A 23,118-nucleotide genomic window follows, 5' to 3' on the forward strand; every position below is an offset into this window, starting at 1 on the left:
ACTTTATATATTAGGAATTAGGGGTTACAATTTAATAATCTTATTTTTTTCTTTGTTCAATACAAAGGCGAGATTATTTATAAAGGGGCGAAAGGATATTTTTAAAAAGATTAAGGAACGCATCAGCAAAACGGATAAACCCATCTGGTTTCATTTTGCATCATTAGGGGAGTTTGAGCAAGGCCGGCCTGTTCTTGAAACACTTAAAAGTGCTCAGCCAGATAAAAAGATAATCGTTACCTTTTTTTCGCCTTCGGGGTATGAAAACAGAAAAAACTATACACTGGCGGAGGTTTTCTATTTGCCAATAGATACAGCCTTTAATGCAAAAAGGTTTCTGGATATTGTTAATCCGCAGATGGCTATTTTTACGAAGTATGAATTCTGGCACTTCTATTTCCAGGGATTAAAGGACCGTGGTATTCCATTATATGTTATTTCGGGAATTTTCAGACCTGGCCAGGCATTTTTCAAATGGTATGGTGGCTTTTATCGTAATATCTTAAAATCAGTGACCTACTTTTTTGTTCAGAATCAGGAGAGCGAAGATCTTTTAAAATCTGTGGGCCTGGATAATGTTACGATAAACGGGGATACCCGTTTTGACAGGGTTTACGAAAATGCACAGATACCAAAACAGCTGGCAGAGATAGAAAAGTTTGTTAACGGGTCGCCAACACTAATTTGCGGCAGCACCTGGCCGGAAGACGAGACCCTACTTTCTGTGTTGCCTGGTAAATACCCTGAGTGGAAGTTTATCATAGCGCCACACGAAATTCATGAGCGCCACATCGAAAACATTGAAAAGCTTTTTCCGGAGGACGTCGTTCGTTTATCTGTATTTAGCAAGCAGGCTTCGCTTAGCGATTTGCATCCAACTGTTTTAATTATTGATAACATCGGTATGCTGTCCTCACTTTATCAATATGGTAAAGTAGCTTACATTGGCGGTGGTTTTGGCGCAGGGATACACAATACGCTGGAGGCTGCTGCATTTGGTAAGCCTGTTATTTTCGGACCGAAGTATGATAAGTTTCAGGAAGCGAACGATCTGATCGCTATTGGTGCAGCTAAAAGTATAGCGAGCTCTGCAGAACTGATGGAAGCATTTAATCTTTTCAAAGAGAATGAGGCTGCGGCAGATGCATCGAAAAAATATGTTGAGAATAAAAAAGGGGCAACAGCGCTTATTGTTTCAATGATTACGCGATCAGTTTAGCATCAACTATTTCAGTAATGATTTTATCGATGGGCTGATCGATTGAAACTACAAGCACGTCTTCTTCTTCCAAACCGGGCTTTTCCAGCGTATCAAACTGGCTTTTAAGTAAACTTGATGGCATATACTGATGAGATCGTTTACTGATACGTTCATGAATCAATTCAAAAGTTCCTTCAAGGTAAATGAAGTGAATAGTTGGGTTTTCCACTCTGAGTAAATCCCGGTAGGCTTTTTTGAGTGCCGAACAGGCTATGATACAGTTTGTACCTGCGGCCGCATGATCCCTGCCGACTTTTGCAATCAGATTTAACCAGTCTAGCCGGTCGCCATCTGTAAGGGGAATACCTGCGGCCATTTTATCTACATTTCTTTGCGAGTGGAGATTATCTCCATCGATGAACTCAGCATGAACAGCTGGAGCAAGTGCTCTTCCTACAGCAGTTTTACCACTTCCTGAAACGCCCATTAAAACGATGAATCTTGCCATAAAGATTATTTTATCATCCCTGCTAAGGCATCAATGAACAATGGATTATCGTTCAGGCTTTCCACGAGCTGAACATGCTCCCCTCCCAATGCCCTGAATTCTTCATGGTACTCTACAGTGATTTCGTACAGTGTTTCCAGGCAATCGGCAACAAAGGCAGGACTGAAGACCAACAAACGTTTTTTGCCTTCAGCCGCTAATTTTTTCAACACATCGGTGGTATATGGCTGTACCCAAGGCTCTTTTCCAAGTCTCGATTGAAAACAAACCGTATATTTATCTTTTGGAAGATTTAGCGCTGCAGCAATTAACCTTGCCGTATCGTGGCCCTGAGCAGAATAGCAGAATTTATTCGTATCGTTCAAAGTCTGGCAGCAATCAGCACTTTTTAAGCAATAACTGCCTGTATGATCACATTTCAACAATTGCCTTTCAGGCAGGCCGTGAAAGCTGAATAACACATGATCATAACTTTCTACCTGATGTTTTCTGGCATTTTCTGCAAAAACCTTAATCATCAATTCGTTATCATGGAATGAGTTGACAAAAGAAACAGGCGGCACTGTTGGCCATTTACTTACCAATTCCATCACCAACTGGATTACAGAGCCCGAGCTTGCAGATGCATATTGGGGAAACATGGGGATTACCTGAATACTTTCAACCAGACCTGCTTTAAGGTTTGCCAGGGCAGATTCAATTGAAGGGCTTTGATAACGCATGGCTAATTCCACATGGTAATCATCTCCCAGCTTTTCCTGAAGCATTTTTGCCTGAATACGGCTATAGTATAAAAGTGGGGAACCATTTTCATTCCATATTTCTTTATATAATTTAGCTGTTTTGGGACTACGGAAAGGAACAATTATACCTTTAACCAATAGCGTTCTGTTGAGTTTAGGAATATCAATTACCCTTTCATCCATCAGAAACTGATCAAGGTATTTCCTTACATCTGCAGTTTCCGGACTATCGGGTGTTCCTAAGTTTACCAGTAAAATTCCCTTTTTGCTCATTATTAATGAAAATATGTTTTGAAGCGCAAATATCGCTTTTTTATTGATTTCTGCCTATCGCTAAAATGTGATCGTAAACATTTTTTAGTCAAATTTTAATGCATAAGCGTCGCACTATTTGGTTTTATAAAGTTGCCACCAGGGCATATGAGGTTTTTCGTGATGCTCGAAATGATAGCCAAAAAAATAGCAAGTGATGAATGCGAGTAAATGATTCTTTGGCAAGGTTGAAGCATAATGTTCATTATCGTGTTCGCCTTTATGCGGAAGGTAGGTTCCAAAATAAAATAGCTGGAAGGTACTTAGTAAAGCCGGTAAAACCCAGAAAAGAAGGAGGTTTGTTTCATCAATCCATATTTTCAGAACATTGAAAGCTATAGCCATAATGATGAGCTGAATAACAGTGACGTAATTTCGCATAAAGCTTAAATACCATCTCCAGAATCCGTGTGGAGCAAAGTCGGGATCATCGCTGGTGTGAACATGCTGGTGGTGTTGATGGTGTTTGTGGTAAAGCGTGTTGTAAAAAAAACCCGCATAAAGAAATACAGAAACGTATCCTATTACATTATTAATTGTTTTGTTTGATGAGATTGTTCCATGCATAGCATCATGTGCGGTAATAAACAAACCAGTATAGAGATGCATCTGCACAAATATCAAAGGATAAACCCAGTAATTATTCCATTGGAAATTTAGCTGGAGCAGAAAAAACAATAGTGCAAACCAACAGGAAATAACTGTCAATGCGATTACAATTCCATAATTTGAAGGGGATGTTTTCAATGTTGCGTGTTTATACTATGGTAATAACAGCAGAAACGGAGAAAAGTTAGTTATTTCTAAAGCTGTTCAAGAGATGCTTTAACATCTTCCATGAGCCACATAGGTGTAGAAGTGGCACCGCATATACCAACCTTATCGTTTTCTGAAAACCAGTTCTTGTCGATTTCTTCTACATTGGAAATGAAGTATGAGTTTTCATTGTATTTTTTACAAACATCATAGAGTACTTTTCCGTTGGAAGATTTTTTCCCTGAAACAAAAACGATCTTATTGTAATGACTTACAAAATCTTCCAGTTCCTCATAGCGGTTTGATACCTGCCTGCAGATGGTATCGTTCGCTTTTACCTCATAACCACGGTTCAGAAACTCATCTTTGACGTGATAAAATTTATCTGTGCTTTTAGTGGTTTGACTGTAAAGTGTGAATTTAGCAGGTAATTCAACGTTATCGAGTTCTGCAAGGTCCTGAAAAACGATGGCCTTTCCATCTGTTTGACCTTGTAAACCGATTACTTCTGCGTGACCATGCTTTCCAAAAATTAAGACCTGCTCATCATCATCATGGGAATTTTTAATCCTGTTTTGCAGTTTTAAAACCACGGGACATGAGGCATCAATCAGGGTTAGGTTATTTTCTAAAGCCAGCTGATACGTAGATGGCGCTTCACCGTGAGCCCTGATGAGTACTTTTTCATTGCGAAGTCCTTTCAGCACTTCGTGATCAATAATTTTCAAGCCCCGTTTGGTGAGTCGCTCCACTTCCTCGTCATTGTGTACGATATCGCCAAGGCAATATAGATAGCCTTCACTTTCCAAAATATCTTCAGCCATTTCAATCGCGTAAACTACGCCAAAGCAAAAACCCGATGATTTGTCGATACTGACTTGTAAGTTGTAACTCATTGATGCAAAATTAAGCAAAAATATTTGTTCCGGCTGTCATGTACAAGACAACAAAAAAGATAAGTTGTGAAAGAAACATGGCTACACCAATATAGCGTTGTTGCTTGAGGCCTAAAGCATAATAAAACTTCAATAGGATGATGGAGACGATAAACCAGGCAATAAAATTCTGGAAAGGTATTTTATGCCAGTCCCATTGCCAATAGTCGAATTTCATGGCGACCGGTTCGAGAAAAAAATCGAATATCACCAGAAGCAATGCGCCAAGCAATGAGGCGAGAATGCTGTTCCTGATTTTGAGTGCCTTCATCATTTGTCCGATGCTGAAGATCAGTATTACCCAGTTAATGCCCATTAAAATAGGAACGGCGGCAATCTTATATCCAAGCGTATTACCATAGTAGTAACTTCCAAATATCTTTCCGGTATGGACGCCGAGTACTTCAACGAGAAATCCACACAAGAATACTCCGCAAACAAAGAGGAGTAATCGTTTGATATCTGCGTTATAAGTAAATACGATTACAGCAAACATTAACAGCAAGTGAAAAGGAACCAGCTTTATAAAGTACGGTTGTGCTGCAGGAATCAAAAAACCAAGCAGACCAACTAAATGGAAAATAACAATTACAGCAACTGCAATTTTCTTAACTTTTAAATCGTCCTGATCGGTCTGCCCTTCCATGTGCCTGTTTTTGAAATGTATTTTTTTATAGAAATCATTGAAATTATCAGAAAAAACAACATTTGAAGCGGATGCAAAATCAAATTAACCAGGACATTTTGTCCGGATAAATAGGAAATCATCATTCTGCTTAAAATGATTAATGTTAATGGCAACAACAGTAATGATATATTAAAGTTTGCGATTAAAATTATTGGTCCGATAATTACCAAAAGCAGGTAAAATAGTAATATAAAGACGTTATTACCAAAACCTGCGAGTAAATTTTTACTAAAGCCAGCCAGGCTTTCGTGCAGATTTTTGTACATTCTGCAATGTATCAAGCCATTAGCCAAAAGGGCTTCGGCATTAAATTTCTCCTGCTTAACCAGCTTGATAATTTCCACGTCTTCTACCACCTGATTTTTTACCTGCTGGTGCCATAGTTTTTGGCGGTAATCATCGGCATTGAAAAACATGCATTGTCCGCTGGCAGCAGCCAAAGCAGGATTTCGGGATACTTTAACCAGCCTGAGGGGTAGTAAATTTAGTAAAATAAAATGCATCAAGGGAACAGTCAATTTTTCACCTAATGTTTTCATTACCTGATTAGTAAAAACACTCAACAAAGCCAGCTTCCCCATCTCCATCCGGCTAATCAGGCTATTGACTAATCCTCTGCTTAGGGTTTCATCGGCGTCTACGAACAAAAAATACTTGCCTGTGGCCATTGCAGCAAGTTGGTGGCAAGCAAAATTTTTACCCAGCCAGTTTGCAGGAAGTGGTTCACCTTTGACAATGCTGAAGTTAGCATTTACTGAACAAAAATCATTTACGAGGCCGAAGGTATTATCCTCGCTCTGGTCATCCATTACAATGACTTCATAATTGGTGTAATCCTGATTTTTTATAGAATGGAGCAATTCGATAATGTTATCTTCTTCATTGCGGGCGGGAATGAGGATGGAAACTTTGTCGTGATAATGCCTGATTACCTTCGGCAATTTAGGATTAGAGATAAAATTAAAAACTGTGACGGAAAATCTGATGACCAGGAAGATTAAAACTGCGTAGATAAAAAAGCTCATTCGATGATTTGTGTTTGTTTAAGAACAGACTGATCATAGTGTTTATTGTAAGCGCTTTTTAACAATTGCAAACTTACATATTCTTCTGTTTCCCAATTATGGAGATAAGTTTGAACTATGGGTTTTCTTTTTGAAAAGTAATCGGTGAATGTTGCTGCAAATATGATGTTCATTCTCCTTTGACTGGAATTGATCATCTGCATAACACCTTTTTCGAAATGTATGCTTTTTATATGATTTGAATAAAGCTTTCCCTGTGGGAAAATAAGGACCAGGTTATTTGGATCATCTAACAGTTGACCGGCATAATCTAAAGTTGCCAGTACGTCTTTTCCTTTACTTTCTGCTGCAAATGCGCCAAGATATTTAAGAAACCAAACCTTTTTGTAATTCTCAGCGCTTACCAGAACATGAAAGTGTTTTTTAAAGAGAAGCTTATTGAGGTAAAAAATAAAAAAACCGTCCCACCAGCTAAAGTGGTTGGCTAAAACCAAAACAGCAGCAGATTCTTTGATTTCCAGTTCGTTAAACCTAAAATGCGAAAAATCTTTTTTAATGATCAGCTTAATGTACCAGGAGAAAAAATTACAGATCAAATTACTTTTAAGCGGTCGATACATGTAGGGAAATTGCAAAAAATCGATGTTAATTGCAAATTTTGCTGCATTTGGGCGTGGATTAATGTAGTAAACTGATAAAGTCCCTGGAGCCAATGAAGGAATTTAGCTTAAATAAACCCTGTCTTCCTCTCCTTCAACATCCATGATTACATCAACATGTTCCTTCAACACTGTTGCGAGTTCAAGGCCGACAAAATCGGTTGCAATGGGGAATATTTTGTGACTTCTATCGATAAGCACTACGGTGCGTATTTTTTTATGCGGTGTGTTCAGGAAAACGCCAAGGCCGTAGGCGAGTGTTTTTCCACTGTTCAACACATCATCGACAATAATAATTACTTTATTTTTCCATTGTGTTTCATCGAGATCAGTTTTGGCAACCAGCTTGCTGCTCTCTTTTTGAAGATCGATGCGAAGCATTGTCACTTTCAGTTCGGAAATTTTTTTCAGCACTTTTTCCAGGCGGATGGCCAGTTTATATCCACGGTCCCAGATTCCTGCCAGAACAATTTCTTTTTCGTTCAGATTATCTTCCAAAATCTGATAGGCGATACGATCTATTTTTTGTTGAATCTGTTTCTGATTGAGAATAAGTAATTGCGATGCCATGTATTAAAAGGTTGAATACAAAAAGAACGATTTTAAGGATGAAATTCAAACTATTTAAAAAATAATTTCGATTCACTGCAACGTTTTGGCCTTAGGTGCGTCTTATGAATAACCTTAAAACAAAAACATGAAAACACTAACCATACCTTCGCTGACATTATTTTTGGTAACAGCTGGCTTTCTATCCAGGGCACAGGAGGCTAAAAACTTTCCTGTAAAGAATTTTAACAGCATAGGCGTTAGTAGCGGTATAGACCTTTACCTCACGCAAGGCGGAAGTGAAAATGTGACTGTAAAGTCGGATGAGGCGACCTTAAAAGATATTATAGTGGAACAAAGTGGTAGCAATATCAACATTAAGTTCAGGGACGGCATTAGCTGGAGCGGAATGTTTAAAAACAGAATCATCAAAGCCTATGTAAGCTATAAAACTTTAACTGCTCTTGCTGCTTCAGGCGGTTCGGATGTGTTTACGCAGAACCTGCTTAAAACTGAAAAGCTTGCTATCCGGTCATCAGGGGGTTCAGATTTAAAATTAGAAGTTTCCTGTGGGGATATCACCATTCAATCCGGTGGAGGAAGCGATATCGATTTAAAAGGAAAAGCCAATAATATGACTATTCAATCGAGTGGAGGAAGCGATATAGATGCTTACGAGTTTGTTACCGATTATGCAAAGGTACAGGTTTCCGGCGGGTCGGATGTTAATATTTATGTTAACAAAGGCTTAGAAGCGGCTGCGAGCGGCGGTGGCGATGTGAGTTATAAAGGCAATGCAGCATTGAGAAAAACGTCAAATTCAAAGAGTGGCGACGTTCACCACGTAAATTAAGAACTTTAGTTTAGTTAATGATAATTCGCCGTTTTGTGGATGCAAAACGGCGTTTTTGTTTCCGATCATTAGGCCCTGCCCTTTTTATATGGGTAGTAAATGAAGTTTGCCCCTTCAGGAACCACTACAAAAATACACATATGGTCTTCAGGCCGTTTGTATGCTTTTAAGAAAGTTTCTTTTTTCTCTTTATTGATAATTCCCTTTTCTACAAATTCTTCCAGGGTTGAGGCCTGTATTGTCCAGTCTGTATTCAGTTCTTCTTTATTCAGGATCAATTCACCAATATTGACTTCATGCTGATGGGCAATGAAAATAGGGTAAGCAGAAATTCCTTCAACCATAATTTCAACAGATACCTCTTTAATGGCATCTGCATAAAATTGCAAATCTTTCTCCAGACTAACCAGCGGGCTTTCTTTTTTCCCCTGCGATTCGCCGCTACCTTCGGGTGTAGCACTTAATAATTCTTCTCTATCCATATTAATTATTGAATTTTGAATAAGGAAATGAAATTCTATCCTCTTAATTTTAATAATACTACATTTTCTACATGTTGAGTATGCGGAAACATATCTACAGGTTTAATGCGCACCACATCATATTTTTCTTTCAGTAATTCTAAATCACGGGCCTGTGTTGCCGCGTTACAGCTTACATAGACAATTTTATCAGATTCCATTTCTAAGAGGCGCTGCACCACATCGGCATGCATACCTGCTCTTGGCGGATCTGTAATGACCACGTCTGGTCGGCCGTGTGCCAATACGAACTCTGCAGTGAGAATGTCCTTCATATCTCCTGCATAGAAAATCGTGTTGTCGATTCCATTTAACTGAGAATTGAATTTAGCATCCTCAATTGCAGTAGGTACATATTCTACACCCACCACCTGTTTAACGCTTTTTGCCACAAAATTGGCAATAGTTCCTGCCCCGGTATACAAATCGTAAACCAGTTCATCACCTTTAAATCCGGCAAAATCACGGGTGATTTTATATAATTCAAAGGCTTGCTCCGAATTGGTTTGATAGAAAGATTTAACGCCGATTTTGAACCTGATGCCATCCATCTCTTCAAATATGTGATCGCGACCGGCAAAAAGATTGACTTCCTGATCAAAGATGGTATCATTTTTCTTTTGATTCACGATATAGAGTAAGGCGGTAATCTGTGGGAACGCTTGTTTAAGAAATCCCATCAGGCCTTCTACCTGATCCTCTTCAGGATAGGCAAAAACCACCGCAACCATCACTTCTCCGGTACTGGATGTACGTATAATTAAATTACGCAGTGCCCCTTCGTGGTTGCGTAAATCGTAAAACGACAAACCATTTTCCAGTGCGTATTTACGTACTGCGTTTCTGATGGAGTTCGAGGGTTCGGCCTGTAAATAGCAATGTTCGATATCGAGGATTTTATCGAAACGAAGCGGAACGTGAAAGCCCAGTGCATTCATGTCGAAATCTTCATCACGCTCTATATCCGTTCTGTCTAACCAACGTTTGTTGGAAAAAGTAAACTCAAGTTTATTCCTGTAATAGCGGTCTTGTGCAGAACCTAAGATCGGTTCAGTATTGGAAGTATCGATTTTGCCGAGACGCTGGAGGGCCGCCTCAACATTTTTCTGTTTAAATTTTAATTGAGAATCGTAACCCATATGTTGCCATTTGCAACCGCCACAGGTACCGAAATGCGGGCAAAAAGGATCCGTGCGTAATTCAGATTTTTGATGTAACTGATCGATAATAGCTTCAGCAAAGTTCTTTTTCTTTTTGGTTAAGCGTACGTCAACTACATCTCCCGGAACTGCTTTATCTACAAAAATAACCAATTCATCGGCCTTGCCAACGCCTTTACCTTCTTCAGCAATATCAATTATCTGTACGTTTGGAATGACCGTTACCGTACCTGGTTTTCTTCTACTCATTATCGTGCAAAGATAAGCGGAAAAGCTGAAAGACTAAAGCACAATGCTCAGGTAAGAATGAATACAAATAATGGCTTGCACAGGGAAAGTTGTTAAGAAAAAGTTATGGCAGTATCATTTCATACCGGATCAGGAAAACCCGGAATAAAGAAATCAGTTTAAGCTCTACTTTCCGAAAAATTTGAATGCAGCTTCCCAGAAGCCATCTGACCAGTTAAACTTTAAGTCAAATTTCTCATCTACTTGTACAGAAAACTCTAATATTTCTTTGCTCATGATAAAAAACCTCCTCTATATTTACAATAATAGCTAATTTATACCGGAAACCATAACAGTTCAAATTAAATTTATGTTAATTTTAGTTTAAAGGCTATTATATTACATTGGGAGGATAGACCAATGGATTAAATTGATTGATAGTGCGTTAGTGGAGGTTTCAACCTGCATGAGTAAGTGGCAGCGCTGCTTTCAGAGAAGTGACCAGCGCTACCATTATTAACACGGAATTTTCTTACTATCTTTCGGTTTTAAATTACTAAATGAAAAAGAAAATACTGTTTATGTTGCTTTTCGCGGCAGCAGCAAGCTACGCTCAAAATACAACTGACTCCTATTTCAAGCTTACCCGCGACGGATTTAACGAAAAGCAGGCTTATAATACCACCGCTTATGTAGAAAAATTCTTCCGCATTCCAGGCAATACGGGTTTTAATGCAAGTATTCATTATGTTGAACAGATTTTAAAAAATGCGGGATTCGCTAAGCAAAAGCTTAACGAATCGGAGGGCGTACTGACTTACCGCATTGAAAAGCGCTCTATGAAGAATAATACCTGGGAACCTGTAGATGCGCGAATCGATATCGAAGGAAATCCAGAGCCTTTAATTTCTTTCCAGACGAACAGAAACATGATTCCCATTAACTGCACTTCTACGCCTGCAGGGGGAGTTAGCGCTGAAGTTGTATTCATCAGTAACCTTTCGGATGTTGAAAAAACAGATGTGAAGGGAAAAATTATCTTTTCAGAGAATCACCCTTCCAGATTACTGGCTGCTGCGACCAAAGCCGGAGCGATTGGCATAGTTGGCTATTCAATGCCGAAATATACTCAGCCTGAGGTTCATCAAACTTCAATACAGTTTAGCAGCATGAAAGCCAATAGCGAAGTATGGACATTATTATTGTCATATGGAGCAAAAGAAAAGCTAAAAGCTGCCTGCATGAAAGGCATGACTAAGTTGAAGGTTAACATCCAGACAAGAATTTATCCATCAGAAGAATTAACTATTGTAGCTAATGTTCGTGGAAGCGAGCGGCCAGGTGAAAGATTTGTTTTCAGTGCCCACGTTCAGGAACCAGGTGCAAACGATAATGCCAGTGGAGTGGGTACACTTGCTGAAATGGCGAGGTTAACAGCAGAACTTGTTAAGACAAAAAAGATTGGACCTCAGCGCACAATTACCTTTCTATGGGGGGATGAAATTGTATCGACAAGGCGTTATATTACAGAAGACACCACCAGAGCAAAAGGTATTTTATGGGGTATGGGTTTGGATATGGTAGGCGAGGATACCCAAAAAACAGGAGGCTCTTTTCTGATTGAAAAAATGCCTGATCCATCGGCAATATGGACCAGGGGCACAGATAAACATACAGAGTGGGGTGCGGGAGATGTGACAGAAAAAGACCTGTTTCCTCATTATTTCAATGATTTCATTTTTGATATTTGTAAGGAACAAGGCAAGTTTGCCAACTGGAGAGTAAATTACAATCCTTTTGAAGGGGGCAGTGATCACACTCCATTTTTACAGCATAAAATTCCCGGCTTGCTGATGTGGCATTTTACGGATGTATTTTACCATACAGATAACGACCGGATAGATAAGGTTTCGCCCGCTGAGATGAAAAACGTTGGCGTGAGTGGGCTAACTGCTGCATATACTTTAGTTTCTGCCAATGACTCGACCGCAGCTGCAACTGTTGCACAAGTTAAGGCCGATGGACTTGCCCGTTTAAAAAAGGAGTTTGAGCTGAGCAAAAAGGCACTATCTGCGGGCAAACCGGCTGCTGAAGAGCGGCACATTATTGAAGTATGGAGTAAATGGTATATTGATGCACTGGCAACCATTGGTAAAATGCCTGTTAAAGCAGAAACGACGCGAATTGGATCTTCTATAAAGGTTGCAACAGTTGATATTGAGAAGCAGACTAGTTTATATCTGAAGGAGCTGAGGTAGGACCTAGAGATAATTAAATATTTATCCTATTTTCGCATCATGCCAAAAGCAATAATTGTTGGTTCAGGGGTTGCAGGGATTGCTTCAGCCATCAGAATGGCCGTAAAGGGTTATGATGTAGCGGTATTTGAGGCTAACGGTTACCCTGGCGGAAAGCTTACCGAAATTTGCATTGATGGGTTCCGTTTTGATGCCGGGCCAAGTCTTTTTACCATGCCACAATATGTGGATGAACTTTTCCAGCTTGCAGGTAAAAATCCAGGTGATTATTTCCAGTATGAAAAATTAGATGAGATATGTAAATATTTCTATGAGGATGGGCTTACATTAACCGCTAAGGCAGACCTGGATGAATTTGCAAAAGAGATTGAACAGAAAACAAATTCAACTGCTCAGGAAATCAAAAAATTTCTGGCAAAAAGCGAGACAATATACGATGTTACCCACCGGGTATTTCTTGAACGATCTATTCATAAAATCAAAAGCTTTATACATTGGGATACGCTGAAATCGGTATTTCGGTTTGGCGAGATTGATGCATTCAGAACACAGGCAGACGCTAATACTCATTCTTTCAAAGATCAAAGAATAGCCCAGTTATTTAACCGCTATGCGACTTATAATGGTTCAAACCCCTATCAGGCACCCGCAACCTTAAATGTAATTCCGCATTTCGAATATCATTTTGGTGCTTTTATCCCAAAACAGGGAATGCATAGTATTACGTCATCGTTAACCCAACTCGCTAAAGATGTTGGGGTAAAATTCCACTTTAATACAAAGGTGACTGAGATCGTTTATGATAGAGCAAAAGTTATCGGGGTTAAGGAGGACGGTACTTTAATTCCTGCAGAACTAGTAATTTCAAATCTGGATATCTGGTTTACTTACCGTGACCTGCTGAAAAAACTCCCGCCTCCAACGAAATTATTAACTCAGGAAAGAAGCAGCTCGGCACTGATTTTTTACTGGGGAATTAAGGGCCATTACCCTGAACTTGGCCTGCACAATATCATGTTTGCGGAAGATTACAAGGCCGAGTTTGATGCGATATGGGGAGCCAAAGCCATTTATAAAGATCCAACGGTTTATATCAATATCAGTGCTAAACACGTTAAAACTGATGCGCCGGATGGACACGAAAACTGGTTCGTCATGATTAATGTTCCTGCCAACAGCAGTCAGGATTGGGATAGTTTAATCCTGTCTGCAAAGCAAAATATCATCAGCAAAATTAACCGTATCCTCAACAAGGATATTAGCGGTGATATTTTATGCGAGGAGATACTCGATCCGCGTAGTATAGAAATGAGAACAGGCTCTTACCAGGGCTCATTGTACGGAAACAGTTCAAATAATCAGTTTTCGGCCTTTCTGAGGCACTCCAATTTCAGCACTAAAATCAACGGATTGTACTTTTGCGGCGGGAGTGTCCATCCCGGAGGGGGAATTCCATTGGCGCTTTTGTCGGCAAAGATAATCGATCAGGAAATAAAAAATGTCGAATAATTGGAATGTGAGATTGTTACTATGCCTTTCCTTTTATTGCTGCTTCCAGTTTTTCACCATCTAGATCGAAAGCATCGACAATGATCTTTGCCTGCGTATAAAAGGGGTCTCTTTCCAGGAGTTTTACTTTTATAAATTCCAATAGTTGCTCGTCATTAAGATCCTTAATCAGCGGGCGTTTCTGGCGGTTGTGCAGTCTTGATACCAAGGCAGCCGGTGCCATTTGAAGATAAACCGTTTCGCCATGCGTATTCATCCATTGCATATTATCAAAAAAGCATGGTAAGCCGCCTCCTGTTGCCACTACACAATGTTCGGGATAATCAAATGTTTTAAGCATTTCACTTTCGTAATCCCGAAAACCGCTTTCACCAAATTCCGTGAAGTATTCAGCAATTGTTTTTCCGGTTTTGGAAACAATCTCTGCGTCAAGATCAATAACCGGACAATCCAGCCGGTGTGCCAGTTGCTTGGCTTTGGTACTTTTGCCGCAGCCCATATATCCGACTAAAAAGATTTTCATCTGTATATTAATTTTAAATTAATGTTAAGCTAATTTTATTCTCGGATCGATGTAAGCATATAATACATCAACAAGGATATTGATGACTACAAAAACTAAGGCTATAAATAATATTGAGCCCATGACCACCGGGAAATCAGACATCTCCAGGGCTGCTACAGTTGTTCGTCCCAAACCATTGTAACCAAAGATGTATTCTACAAAAAAAGAGCCTGCCAATAGTGAGGCGAACCATCCTGAAATGGCCGTAATTACCGGGTTAAGTGCATTTTTTAAGGCATGCTTATAAATGATTGTTTTGCTATCGAGGCCCTTGGCCCGTGCTGTACGGATATAATCCTGAGCGAGTACATCTAACATGGCGCTTCTTGTAAGCTGGACGATGATTGCCAGCGGACGAAGCCCCAGTGTAACCATTGGCAACCAGAGGTTTTTTAGTGTGAGTATTTCGCCGTTAAAAGGATCATAAGAATATAAACTACCGCTCATTTTCAAACCTGTATAATCACTTAATACAAACCCGAATAACCATGCAATGATGATTCCTGCGAAAAATGAAGGCGCAGATATACCCATGATGGCAAAAGCATTTGCGGATTTATCAATCCATGTGTCTTTATATACAGCAGAAACCACGCCTAGAAACACACCAATGATTGTGGCAAAGATCATGGCCGTTAATGCCAGGATAAAAGTATTTGGGACAGTTTCCCCCAGAATATCCCGCACATCTCTCTTCGTTTGGTAAGAGCTTCTGAGGTAAGGCCATTTCAATACAAGGGCTTTGTTAGTAAAATCAATCAGCTTTACATATCTATACTTCTTCGCTGCGGCATCGTCGTTATCCAAAATACTGATAGGTGAAAGATCGTTCACATAAAGCACAAACTGTTCTGGCCTGGACTTATCGAGACCAAACTCTTTACGAACGGCTTCCAGCGATTGAACGTCGGCCCTTTGTCCCATGGTCATCCTGGCAGGATCTCCGGGGAGGATGTTGAAAAGCACAAAAACAACCAGTATGATACCGGCCATTACCAGTATTCCGTATAATAGTTTTTTTAGTGCGTATGCAATCATTATTTATCGAAATACTTTCTACTCAGCTGGTCGAATGTAGGCACATTGTGATTATGCCATTTATTTACAATTACACCATTTCGTAATAGAATAACACCTGGATTAGCTCTAACCATGCTTTTTAGCGGAACGGCATCGGCATAAAACACTTCTGAAAACAGATTGTTCTTTTTGATAAAGGCTTCGGCATCCTGAGCTGAGTTGGAGGTTAATAACACTGTGCGGATATTAAATTGCTGGGTGGCATTTATGGCCAAAGCATTCAGTTTTGCGATAGCCCTTTCATTTGTATTACGCAAATCGTACGCCACAAAAACCAGACTATAATATGGGTTTTCGATCAGCTCTTTGGTGTAATCGGTACCTGAAGCATCAGTTATAATGAGGTCTTTAATTTTGGGCTCGTATCCCTTTTTAACGAGGCGTTTAGTGGGCTCTCCAATTATTTCCCAGTTATTATCTTTCCAGATTTCCGTTTTAAGGTATGCCTTGTCGCTCATATCCTTTTCCTCTTTTGTTTTCTTGTTTTTGAGGTGATACATAATCTCAAATTCATCTGGTTTTTCTCCGGAAGGGATGACCATTAATGAAGGAATGTGGGCGCCCACTTTATAGGGAAGAAAATCGATAACAGGCAAAACATTATAGGTAAAAAGGCCGAAACCCAAAGAAATAAGGGTAACAAAAATTGCAATATTGCGCTGTGAAGATTCTTTGCTGAAAAGTGGTTTAATGCGATCTTTGTATAAAAAGATTATGATAATTAAAACCAGCAAAATCAAGTCTTTACTAAAAGATTGCCAAGGTGTTAAGGGGATAGCATCTCCGAAGCAACCACAACTGGTTACTACTTTAAAAGCTGCAGAAATGAAGGTTAAAAGGGTAAAGAATATGATTAGCAACAGTAAACCCCATGCTACCTTTTTGCTCCAGAAGCCCAACAATAAAAGAGCACCCAGAACAATTTCGAGCGTGCATAACAGAATGGCTATTGATGTGGCTGCACCGTTAAGAAAATTAAGATGGAAAACCTCGAAATACTCTTGTAACTTATAGCCAAAACCGAGCGGATCATTTGCTTTAATTAAGCCTGAAAATATAAAAAGTGCACCTACAAAAAATCGGGAAAAGCCTAAAGCAATATTTTTCATTATTTAACTCCTAATTTAATCAACGCAAAAACTGAATAGTTGAGCATATCCTGGTAATTGGCCTTAACTCCTTCAGATGCGAGGGTTTGTCCTTCGTTGTCTTCTATTTGTTTGACACGAAAAATCTTCATCAAAATCAAGTCCGTTAGTGAACTGATGCGCATATCCCTCCAGGCTTCGCCATAATCGTGGTTTTTCGCAAACATAAGGTCTTTAGTTTCCTTAACTTTTTCCTCAAACAAACGTTCTACGAGCTCATACTGAAGTTCATTCGGATCAGCATCAGTTAATTCGAGCTGCATCATGGCTATTACACAATAGTTTACAATCCCTATATACTCGGAGGTGGCACCCTCTCCTACCAGGCTAACTTTTTTTTCCTCCAGCGTACGGATACGCTGCGCTTTGATAAAAATCTGATCGGTAATAGAACTTGGCCTTAAAATGCGCCAAGCGGTTCCGTAATCTTTTGTTTTTTTAAGAAATAAAGACCTGCAAACTGCGATCACTTCATCAAATTCTATAGCGGTATTTGTTTGTGCCAATTCGGTAAAATATTTAGTTTTAATGTATTTTTGCTGCGAAACAACAAAAGCTAAAGATACATTTTTAAAGCGAAACCCAAATCCCGAAAGGGTTTATTATGGCAGAAAAAAACTTTTTTGAACCCCGTCAAACTTTAAATATCAAAGGTAAACTGATTGATTTAAGCACGGCAAAAGTTATGGGAATAGTGAATATTACTCCTGATTCTTTTTACAGCAGCAGCCGTTCAAAATCTGTTGACGAGGCACTTCGCAAGTCGGAACAATTGCTGAATGAGGGCGCAACCTTTATTGATATTGGGGGATATTCTTCCCGTCCTGGTGCAAAGGACATTTCCACAGAAGAAGAGCTGGGCCGATTACTTCCCGTAGTTGAAAATATCAGTAAGAAAATACCTGAAGCGATTATTTCTATTGACACTTTCAGGGCTAAGGTTGCGGAAGAGACGATATTAACAGGGGCGCATATCATAAACGATATTGCCAGTGGCGACATGGATAGCGGGATGTTTGAAGTTGTTGCCAGACATCAGGTGCCCTATATGATAATGCACATGCGGGGTACTCCACAAAACATGCAGCAAAATCCCGTTTATAAACATGTAACCCTTGATGTGATTGATTACTTAGCTAGAAAAGTTGCTGCACTGAAAGCATTACATATTCACGATATTATCATTGATCCCGGTTTTGGTTTCGGCAAAAGCATTGCACATAATTATCAGTTATTAAATGAAATGGAAGACTTGAAAATATTTAATCTTCCGGTACTAGTGGGGTTTTCAAGAAAAGGGATGATCCATAAAGTATTAGGCAATACTGCAGCTGAGGCACTGAACGGAACATCTGTACTGAACACCATTGCACTGCAAAAAGGGGCGGGTATTTTAAGGGTACATGACGTTAAGGAAGCGGTAGAGTGTGTGAAACTGGTTGAAATGCTGCATTCATAATTTTTGAATATATAAAACTCAAAATTGTAAACTGCTAAGGGTTTTGCTATCTTGTGCCTAAATGAAAGGACTTGATTTCGATTTCGTGCAGTTTACGGTTACCGACGTGGTGGATATTGTGCTTGTGGCGCTTTTGATTTACTATGTCTACACCCTAATCCGTAATACCCTTGCTGTAAACCTTTTGGTAGGCATGCTTATCATTGCGATTTTTTATCGAGTGGTGGATGCCCTGCATATGAAATTGCTCACTACCATTATTGAAAAGTTCATGAGTGTGGGTATTATTGCACTTATCGTAATTTTTCATCCAGAAATACGGCGCTTTCTGCTACTTATCGGTAAGAATGCTTTTCTGCAAAAAAACAAAGCCTGGTGGGGTTATCTGTTTGGACGGAAAGAAATTGAAAGAAATAACTTAACACGAATAAAGCCTATTATTGATGCATGCAAAACCATGAAAAAAACCCGTACGGGAGCTTTGATTGTATTTGTAAAGTTTTATGATGAGCAGTTTTTCGCGAATAGCTGCGAAGTGGTGGATGCAAAAATCTCAAAACGCCTGCTGGAGAGCATATTTCAGAAGAATAGTCCACTGCATGATGGTGCGGTGGTGATTTCTGAAAATAAGATTAAAAGTGCCAGCTGCATTTTACCGCTAACGGATAATGACCAGTTGCCTTCGCAATTTGGTTTAAGGCACCGGGCAGGTATTGGTGTTTCAGAAACTACAGATGCCGTGGCGGTGATTATCTCAGAAGAAACAGGCGAGATTTCTTATGCCAAACAAGGCAGGGTAAGAATGAATGTATCGTTTGGAGAGCTTGAGAAATTACTCAACAAAGATTTTTGAGTGAGGTAATACTAAAGAATGAAGAATCGGCAAACGATAGAACAATTCTCTATTGCCGATTCTTCATGATAATTTTCTAGCAATATTGCTCAAACGCGCCAATCAGATTATCAGCAATCATTTGTGCCGGACGGCCTTCGATTTGATGACGTTCGATCATATGAACCAGTTTACCATCTTTGAACAAAGCCATAGCTGGCGATGATGGAGGGAAAGGCATCATGTGACTTCTCGCCTGATCTACAGCTTCTTTTTCCATTCCAGCAAAAACCGTTACCAGTTTATCAGGGTGTTTTGCGTGAGCTGCCGCTGCTCTTGCTGCAGGACGAGCGTTAGCCGCCGCGCAACCACATACAGAGTTTACAACAACAAACACAGTTCCCTCACCTTTAATGGCTTGATCAACTTCCTGTGCATTTTTTAATTCTTCAAAACCTACGTTAGTTAATTCCTTACGCATTGGTTCTACTAAATATTCCGGATACATTATGTTAGTTTTTTTAATTACAGTTTTACCGTACAAAAATAAGAAAATCGGATGTCATGCAACATCCGATTTATATTTTTAAGGTAAAATTAAGCTTATGCTTAATGGAAACCTTTAAAGAAGTTATCATATGCCTGAGGGTGGGTTAATGCACCAACTACAAACAATATGATTATACCAATAAACAGCACACTCAATATTGTAGCAATCATCCCACAGATTTTTCCTGCTTTTGCATTTTTATAGGACGATTCGCTATATAATCCTGGATTCTGATGATATTTTTTTACATCGCCAGCACCCAGAATCCACGCGATAATACCGAAGACAATGCCGAATATGCCGTAAAAGCAACATGCCGGCAGTGCAATAATTCCTAATACCAACGCAGCTGTTGCGTTAGGGAGATTTTGCTGTCCCATTCCAAAACCACCTTGAAACTGTCCAAATGGCGGAGGTTGCTGAAACGGTGGAGGAGCAGAAAAGCCGGGGTTAACCGGTGGTTCTGTACTGCTTTCGTTTTTACTTAAATCTATAGGCTTGTGCTCGTGAGAATTATCTTGTTCTTCTGACATAGATTAGCTGATAAGTTGATGAGTAGATATTTTATAAATGTAGTTGATTAAGATAATTATTGCAATACCTGCATAAGCGATTTTAATTATGCTGGCACCTGTTTTAACATCCATGCTAAGGTGAATGATGGCAAACACCGCAAGAAAAAGGATAGGCATAGTTGCGGGATAAAATCGGAATGACTCTGCAATATTACCTTTAAATAATGAGATGACTGAGCGCTGGAAGCCACAGCCCGGACAATCAAAGCCAAAGTAAGCTTTGAAAGGACATGCAAAAAGATGATGACTAAGCCAGTTAGCTAAACTGTTATGATTCGCCATCGATACTGACTAATTTACCTTGGCCGCTTTTCCAGGTTTTATATTCTTCCAGGTCTTTAAGAACCTGTTTATAAACCAGATTTAAAACAAAAATATCATCTATAAAACCTAAAACCGGAACAAAGTCGGGCACTACATCGATCGGAGAAAGAAAATATACCAAGCCGCCGAGTATGGCAATAATTGAGCGTTTAGGAATTGCGGTGTAGTTTCCATTGATAAAATCTTTCGAAACGGCTAACAGCAATACCATTTTATCCCAAACGCCTTCTAAGTCACTTCTATTGGATACGGCTTTTCCGAGCGCATTTTCGACGGTGACGCTGGCTTTTGATTTATCTTTTAGGATCGCTGATGCTCTGCTCTGCGATTTTTTGAAAAGATTGAGTATTTTATTTGTGTTCAGACCCATACACAAGATACAGCAATTACCAATCCATATTTTATTAAGCAGCTGCAGACTTGAGTATTTCCAGGATATCATCCAGATACTTGCGTTCATTTGCCAGGCGTGGCACCTTGTGTTGCCCTCCTAATTTATCTTTCGATTTCAGCCAGTTATAGAAAGTATTGGGAGCCGCATTGTGAACTTTCGGGCGACATAAAGCCATATCCTTAAATCGCTTTGCATCGTAATCCGAATTAATTTCCCGAAGGGTTTGATCGAGGATATCGACAAATTTCTCGAAGTCATCTGGTTGTGTATCAAATTCAATGATCCATTCATGGCCTCCTGCTTTCTCTCCCTCAAAATAAATAGGACCCGCAGTATAATCTTTAATTTCAGCCCCCGTAGCACAGCATGCTTTTGTTAGTGCCTGTTCAGCATTATCTATGATTACTTCCTCACCAAAAGCATTGATAAAATGTTTTGTACGACCAGTGATTTTGATGCGATAGGGAGCCAGAGAGGTGAACTGAATCGTATCACCAATCATGTACCGCCATAATCCACCGTTGGTAGAAATTACAATAGCATAATTTTTATGGAGTTCTACTTCTCCCAACAGCAGTGCCTGTGGATTTTCTTCACCAATATTTTCCATTGGGATAAATTCGTAGAAAATGCCATAATCTAACATCAGCAACATTTCTTCTGAATCATCCTGATCCTGTATGCCAAAAAATCCCTCGGAAGCATTATAGGTTTCGAGGTAATACATGTCGTTTGAAGGGATTAATTGTTTGAATTGCTCGCGGTAGGGTGTAAAATTAACAGCCCCATGGATGTAAACCTCTAAATTTGGCCACACTTCGAGCAGGTTTTGCTTACCAGTTAGTTCTAAAACTTTTTTTGCGAGGACAATAGTCCATGTGGGAACGCCAGAAATACTGGTAACATTTTCATGAATGGTCGCTTCCGCCATCCGATCCATTTTTATTTCATAGTTATCCATCAGGGCGATGGACATATCTGGTGTGCGGTAAAACTCGGCCCAAATGGGTAGGTTTTTAATCAATACGGCTGAAAGATCGCCGTAAAAACAATCTTCATTTAGTTGGTTTACCTGATGGCTCCCTCCTAAAACAAGTCCTTTCCCGGTAAACATCTGGTTTTCCGGACGATTATTGCAATAAATAGAGAGCATATCTTTGCCACCTTTAAAATGGCATTCTTCCAGACTTTCTTTGGAAACCGGAATAAATTTGCTCCTGTCGCTTGTAGTTCCTGATGATTTGGCAAACCATTTAATATCTGATGGCCAGAGTATATTCTGTTCACCGGCAAGCATCCTTTCGATATAAGGTTTCAGGGTGTCGTAATTCTGGATGGGAACACGTTCCTGGTATTGCTGAGGGGTAAGAATGGTTTTATAATCGTACATCCTACCCCATTCGGTATTTTCGGCACTATCAATTAAAGTGTGAAACCACTCCTGCTGTACATCATGGGGATATTTCATAAAAAGCTCGATCTGGTGGATCCGCTTTTTCATTAACCAGGTAAAAATTGAATTTACAATTGCCATTAGCTTTAATTAGACATCGAATTTTTTACGTTTGAGCACAAAGTTCGAGCCAAGGTAAACCTTTCTAACCATTTCATTCTCCGCCAAAACTTCGGGCACACCTTGCTCAAGAATTTTGCCCTCAAACAGCAGATAAGCCCTATCAGTAATTGAAAGTGTTTCCTGCACATTATGATCGGTAATTAGAATTCCGATATTCTTGTGTTTAAGTTTAGCTACAATACTCTGGATTTCTTCAACAGCAATCGGGTCTACCCCGGCGAAAGGTTCATCCAACAATATGAAATTAGGATTAGCAGCGAGGGCACGTGCAATTTCAGTTCTGCGTCGTTCTCCTCCTGATAATAAATCGCCTCTGTTTTTGCGCACTTTGTGCAGACTGAACTCATTAATCAGTTCCTCCAGTTTATGCTTTTGTTCTTCTTTGCTCAGATTACTCATTTCGAGTATGGCGAGGATATTATCTTCTACAGTAAGCTTTCTAAAAACAGACGCTTCCTGGGCCAGGTAACCAATACCTTTTTGAGCACGGCGATACATGGCGTCTTCAGTAATGTCTTCTTCTTCCAAAAAGATACGGCCTTCATTTGGTTTGATTAAGCCCACAATCATATAAAATGAAGTGGTTTTCCCCGCACCATTTGGTCCTAGAAGGCCAACTATTTCGCCCTGACTCACACTGAACGACACGTCGTTTACCACAGTACGCTGCTTATATTTTTTTACCAGATTTTCGGCTCTTAATATCATAT

Annotated in this window: 27 protein-coding genes; 6 read left to right on the forward strand and 21 right to left on the reverse strand. The window is 39.7% G+C overall.

Going from position 1 to position 23,118, the window contains the following annotated elements:
• Window positions 1–52 precede the first annotated feature (52 nt).
• Window positions 53–1,219 carry a 3-deoxy-D-manno-octulosonic acid transferase gene (locus AC570I_RS05110; RefSeq protein WP_497404645.1) on the forward strand — a complete coding sequence of 389 codons (1,167 nt, stop codon included), beginning with the start codon at window positions 53–55 and terminating at the stop codon, window positions 1,217–1,219.
• Here the strand turns inward: AC570I_RS05110 and AC570I_RS05115 are convergent.
• From AC570I_RS05115 to AC570I_RS05150, 8 genes are all read right to left on the reverse strand, one after another.
• A complete protein-coding gene (locus tag AC570I_RS05115) occupies window positions 1,203–1,709 on the reverse strand; it encodes a gluconokinase (RefSeq protein ID WP_497404646.1) in 507 nt (168 codons plus the stop codon). The two genes, AC570I_RS05110 and AC570I_RS05115, sit on opposite strands and share 17 nt — an antisense overlap.
• Before the next feature lie 5 nt (window positions 1,710–1,714).
• Window positions 1,715–2,725, reverse strand: coding sequence for a ferrochelatase (hemH, locus tag AC570I_RS05120; RefSeq protein WP_497404647.1), 1,011 nt, complete (start codon window positions 2,723–2,725; stop codon window positions 1,715–1,717).
• Window positions 2,726–2,839: 114 nt separating this feature from the next.
• Window positions 2,840–3,511 carry a fatty acid desaturase gene (locus tag AC570I_RS05125; protein ID WP_497404648.1) on the reverse strand — a complete coding sequence of 224 codons (672 nt, stop codon included), beginning with the start codon at window positions 3,509–3,511 and terminating at the stop codon, window positions 2,840–2,842.
• Window positions 3,512–3,567: 56 nt separating this feature from the next.
• Complete coding sequence (locus AC570I_RS05130; RefSeq protein ID WP_497404649.1) at window positions 3,568–4,416, reverse strand: 4-hydroxy-3-methylbut-2-enyl diphosphate reductase; 849 nt, start codon at window positions 4,414–4,416, stop codon at window positions 3,568–3,570.
• 10 nt (window positions 4,417–4,426) lie between these two features.
• A complete protein-coding gene (locus AC570I_RS05135) occupies window positions 4,427–5,101 on the reverse strand; it encodes a carotenoid biosynthesis protein (RefSeq protein WP_497404650.1) in 675 nt (224 codons plus the stop codon).
• Window positions 5,071–6,168 carry a glycosyltransferase family 2 protein gene (locus tag AC570I_RS05140; RefSeq protein WP_497404651.1) on the reverse strand — a complete coding sequence of 366 codons (1,098 nt, stop codon included), beginning with the start codon at window positions 6,166–6,168 and terminating at the stop codon, window positions 5,071–5,073. Before AC570I_RS05140 ends, AC570I_RS05135 begins: the two co-directional genes overlap by 31 nt.
• A complete protein-coding gene (locus AC570I_RS05145) occupies window positions 6,165–6,788 on the reverse strand; it encodes a lysophospholipid acyltransferase family protein (protein ID WP_497404652.1) in 624 nt (207 codons plus the stop codon). Before AC570I_RS05145 ends, AC570I_RS05140 begins: the two co-directional genes overlap by 4 nt.
• Before the next feature lie 102 nt (window positions 6,789–6,890).
• Window positions 6,891–7,397: a phosphoribosyltransferase family protein gene (locus tag AC570I_RS05150; RefSeq protein ID WP_047800310.1), complete on the reverse strand. Its 507-nt coding sequence runs from the start codon at window positions 7,395–7,397 to the stop codon at window positions 6,891–6,893.
• Window positions 7,398–7,524: 127 nt separating this feature from the next.
• Between AC570I_RS05150 and AC570I_RS05155 the strand changes: the two genes are divergently transcribed.
• The gene (locus AC570I_RS05155) at window positions 7,525–8,229 is read left to right on the forward strand and encodes a head GIN domain-containing protein (protein ID WP_497404653.1); all 705 of its coding nucleotides are present in this window, start codon (window positions 7,525–7,527) and stop codon (window positions 8,227–8,229) included.
• 68 nt (window positions 8,230–8,297) lie between these two features.
• On the opposite strand, the gene AC570I_RS05160 is transcribed toward AC570I_RS05155, so the two are convergent.
• The 3 genes from AC570I_RS05160 to AC570I_RS05170 all read right to left on the reverse strand — a co-directional run bounded on the left by AC570I_RS05160 (window position 8,298) and on the right by AC570I_RS05170 (window position 10,435).
• On the reverse strand, window positions 8,298–8,711 hold the full coding sequence (locus tag AC570I_RS05160; protein WP_497404654.1) for a hypothetical protein: 414 nt from the start codon (window positions 8,709–8,711) through the stop codon (window positions 8,298–8,300).
• A 35-nt stretch (window positions 8,712–8,746) separates the two neighbouring features.
• Complete coding sequence (gene rlmD, locus AC570I_RS05165; protein WP_497404655.1) at window positions 8,747–10,159, reverse strand: 23S rRNA (uracil(1939)-C(5))-methyltransferase RlmD; 1,413 nt, start codon at window positions 10,157–10,159, stop codon at window positions 8,747–8,749.
• Window positions 10,160–10,324: 165 nt separating this feature from the next.
• Window positions 10,325–10,435 carry a hypothetical protein gene (locus tag AC570I_RS05170; RefSeq protein ID WP_047800306.1) on the reverse strand — a complete coding sequence of 37 codons (111 nt, stop codon included), beginning with the start codon at window positions 10,433–10,435 and terminating at the stop codon, window positions 10,325–10,327.
• Between the two features lie 263 nt (window positions 10,436–10,698).
• On the opposite strand from AC570I_RS05170, the gene AC570I_RS05175 reads away from it, so the two are divergent.
• Together AC570I_RS05175 and crtD are read left to right on the forward strand one after the other, a co-directional pair.
• A complete protein-coding gene (locus AC570I_RS05175; RefSeq protein WP_497404656.1) occupies window positions 10,699–12,396 on the forward strand; it encodes a M28 family peptidase in 1,698 nt (565 codons plus the stop codon).
• A 39-nt stretch (window positions 12,397–12,435) separates the two neighbouring features.
• Window positions 12,436–13,905 carry a 1-hydroxycarotenoid 3,4-desaturase CrtD gene (gene crtD / locus AC570I_RS05180; RefSeq protein ID WP_497404657.1) on the forward strand — a complete coding sequence of 490 codons (1,470 nt, stop codon included), beginning with the start codon at window positions 12,436–12,438 and terminating at the stop codon, window positions 13,903–13,905.
• A 19-nt stretch (window positions 13,906–13,924) separates the two neighbouring features.
• Here the strand turns inward: crtD and AC570I_RS05185 are convergent, their stop codons facing one another.
• Genes AC570I_RS05185 through AC570I_RS05200 form a run of 4 tightly spaced genes read right to left on the reverse strand, consistent with a single transcriptional unit; the run spans window position 13,925 to window position 17,204 of the window.
• Window positions 13,925–14,428 carry a shikimate kinase gene (locus AC570I_RS05185; RefSeq protein WP_047800302.1) on the reverse strand — a complete coding sequence of 168 codons (504 nt, stop codon included), beginning with the start codon at window positions 14,426–14,428 and terminating at the stop codon, window positions 13,925–13,927.
• A gap of 24 nt (window positions 14,429–14,452) precedes the next feature.
• Complete coding sequence (locus AC570I_RS05190; protein ID WP_497404658.1) at window positions 14,453–15,508, reverse strand: ABC transporter permease; 1,056 nt, start codon at window positions 15,506–15,508, stop codon at window positions 14,453–14,455.
• Window positions 15,508–16,659, reverse strand: coding sequence for a BT_3928 family protein (locus tag AC570I_RS05195; RefSeq protein ID WP_497404659.1), 1,152 nt, complete (start codon window positions 16,657–16,659; stop codon window positions 15,508–15,510). The genes AC570I_RS05190 and AC570I_RS05195 overlap by 1 nt, the downstream gene beginning before the upstream one ends.
• Window positions 16,659–17,204, reverse strand: coding sequence for a DUF1599 domain-containing protein (locus AC570I_RS05200; RefSeq protein ID WP_047800299.1), 546 nt, complete (start codon window positions 17,202–17,204; stop codon window positions 16,659–16,661). The genes AC570I_RS05195 and AC570I_RS05200 overlap by 1 nt, the downstream gene beginning before the upstream one ends.
• A gap of 98 nt (window positions 17,205–17,302) precedes the next feature.
• On the opposite strand from AC570I_RS05200, the gene folP reads away from it, so the two are divergent.
• Window positions 17,303–18,157, forward strand: coding sequence for a dihydropteroate synthase (gene folP, locus AC570I_RS05205; RefSeq protein ID WP_497404660.1), 855 nt, complete (start codon window positions 17,303–17,305; stop codon window positions 18,155–18,157).
• Window positions 18,158–18,218: 61 nt separating this feature from the next.
• A complete protein-coding gene (gene cdaA / locus AC570I_RS05210) occupies window positions 18,219–19,010 on the forward strand; it encodes a diadenylate cyclase CdaA (RefSeq protein WP_047800297.1) in 792 nt (263 codons plus the stop codon).
• Between the two features lie 76 nt (window positions 19,011–19,086).
• Here the strand turns inward: cdaA and AC570I_RS05215 are convergent, their stop codons facing one another.
• The 6 genes from AC570I_RS05215 to lptB form a co-directional block, all read right to left on the reverse strand.
• Window positions 19,087–19,497 carry a BrxA/BrxB family bacilliredoxin gene (locus AC570I_RS05215; protein ID WP_047800296.1) on the reverse strand — a complete coding sequence of 137 codons (411 nt, stop codon included), beginning with the start codon at window positions 19,495–19,497 and terminating at the stop codon, window positions 19,087–19,089.
• A gap of 101 nt (window positions 19,498–19,598) precedes the next feature.
• Window positions 19,599–20,072 (reverse strand): CCC motif membrane protein, encoded by a 474-nt coding sequence (locus tag AC570I_RS05220; RefSeq protein WP_197082414.1) that lies wholly within the window; start codon window positions 20,070–20,072, stop codon window positions 19,599–19,601.
• Between the two features lie 3 nt (window positions 20,073–20,075).
• Window positions 20,076–20,396, reverse strand: a complete 321-nt coding sequence (locus AC570I_RS05225) for a DUF2752 domain-containing protein (protein WP_497404661.1) — start codon at window positions 20,394–20,396, stop codon at window positions 20,076–20,078.
• Complete coding sequence (locus tag AC570I_RS05230; RefSeq protein ID WP_497404662.1) at window positions 20,383–20,808, reverse strand: YkvA family protein; 426 nt, start codon at window positions 20,806–20,808, stop codon at window positions 20,383–20,385. The genes AC570I_RS05225 and AC570I_RS05230 overlap by 14 nt, the downstream gene beginning before the upstream one ends.
• Before the next feature lie 34 nt (window positions 20,809–20,842).
• Window positions 20,843–22,366 (reverse strand): GH3 auxin-responsive promoter family protein, encoded by a 1,524-nt coding sequence (locus AC570I_RS05235; protein WP_047800293.1) that lies wholly within the window; start codon window positions 22,364–22,366, stop codon window positions 20,843–20,845.
• 9 nt (window positions 22,367–22,375) lie between these two features.
• On the reverse strand, window positions 22,376–23,116 hold the full coding sequence (gene lptB, locus AC570I_RS05240) for an LPS export ABC transporter ATP-binding protein (RefSeq protein WP_047800292.1): 741 nt from the start codon (window positions 23,114–23,116) through the stop codon (window positions 22,376–22,378).
• Window positions 23,117–23,118 lie beyond the last annotated feature (2 nt).

Source organism: Pedobacter sp. A2324, from assembly GCF_059693705.1.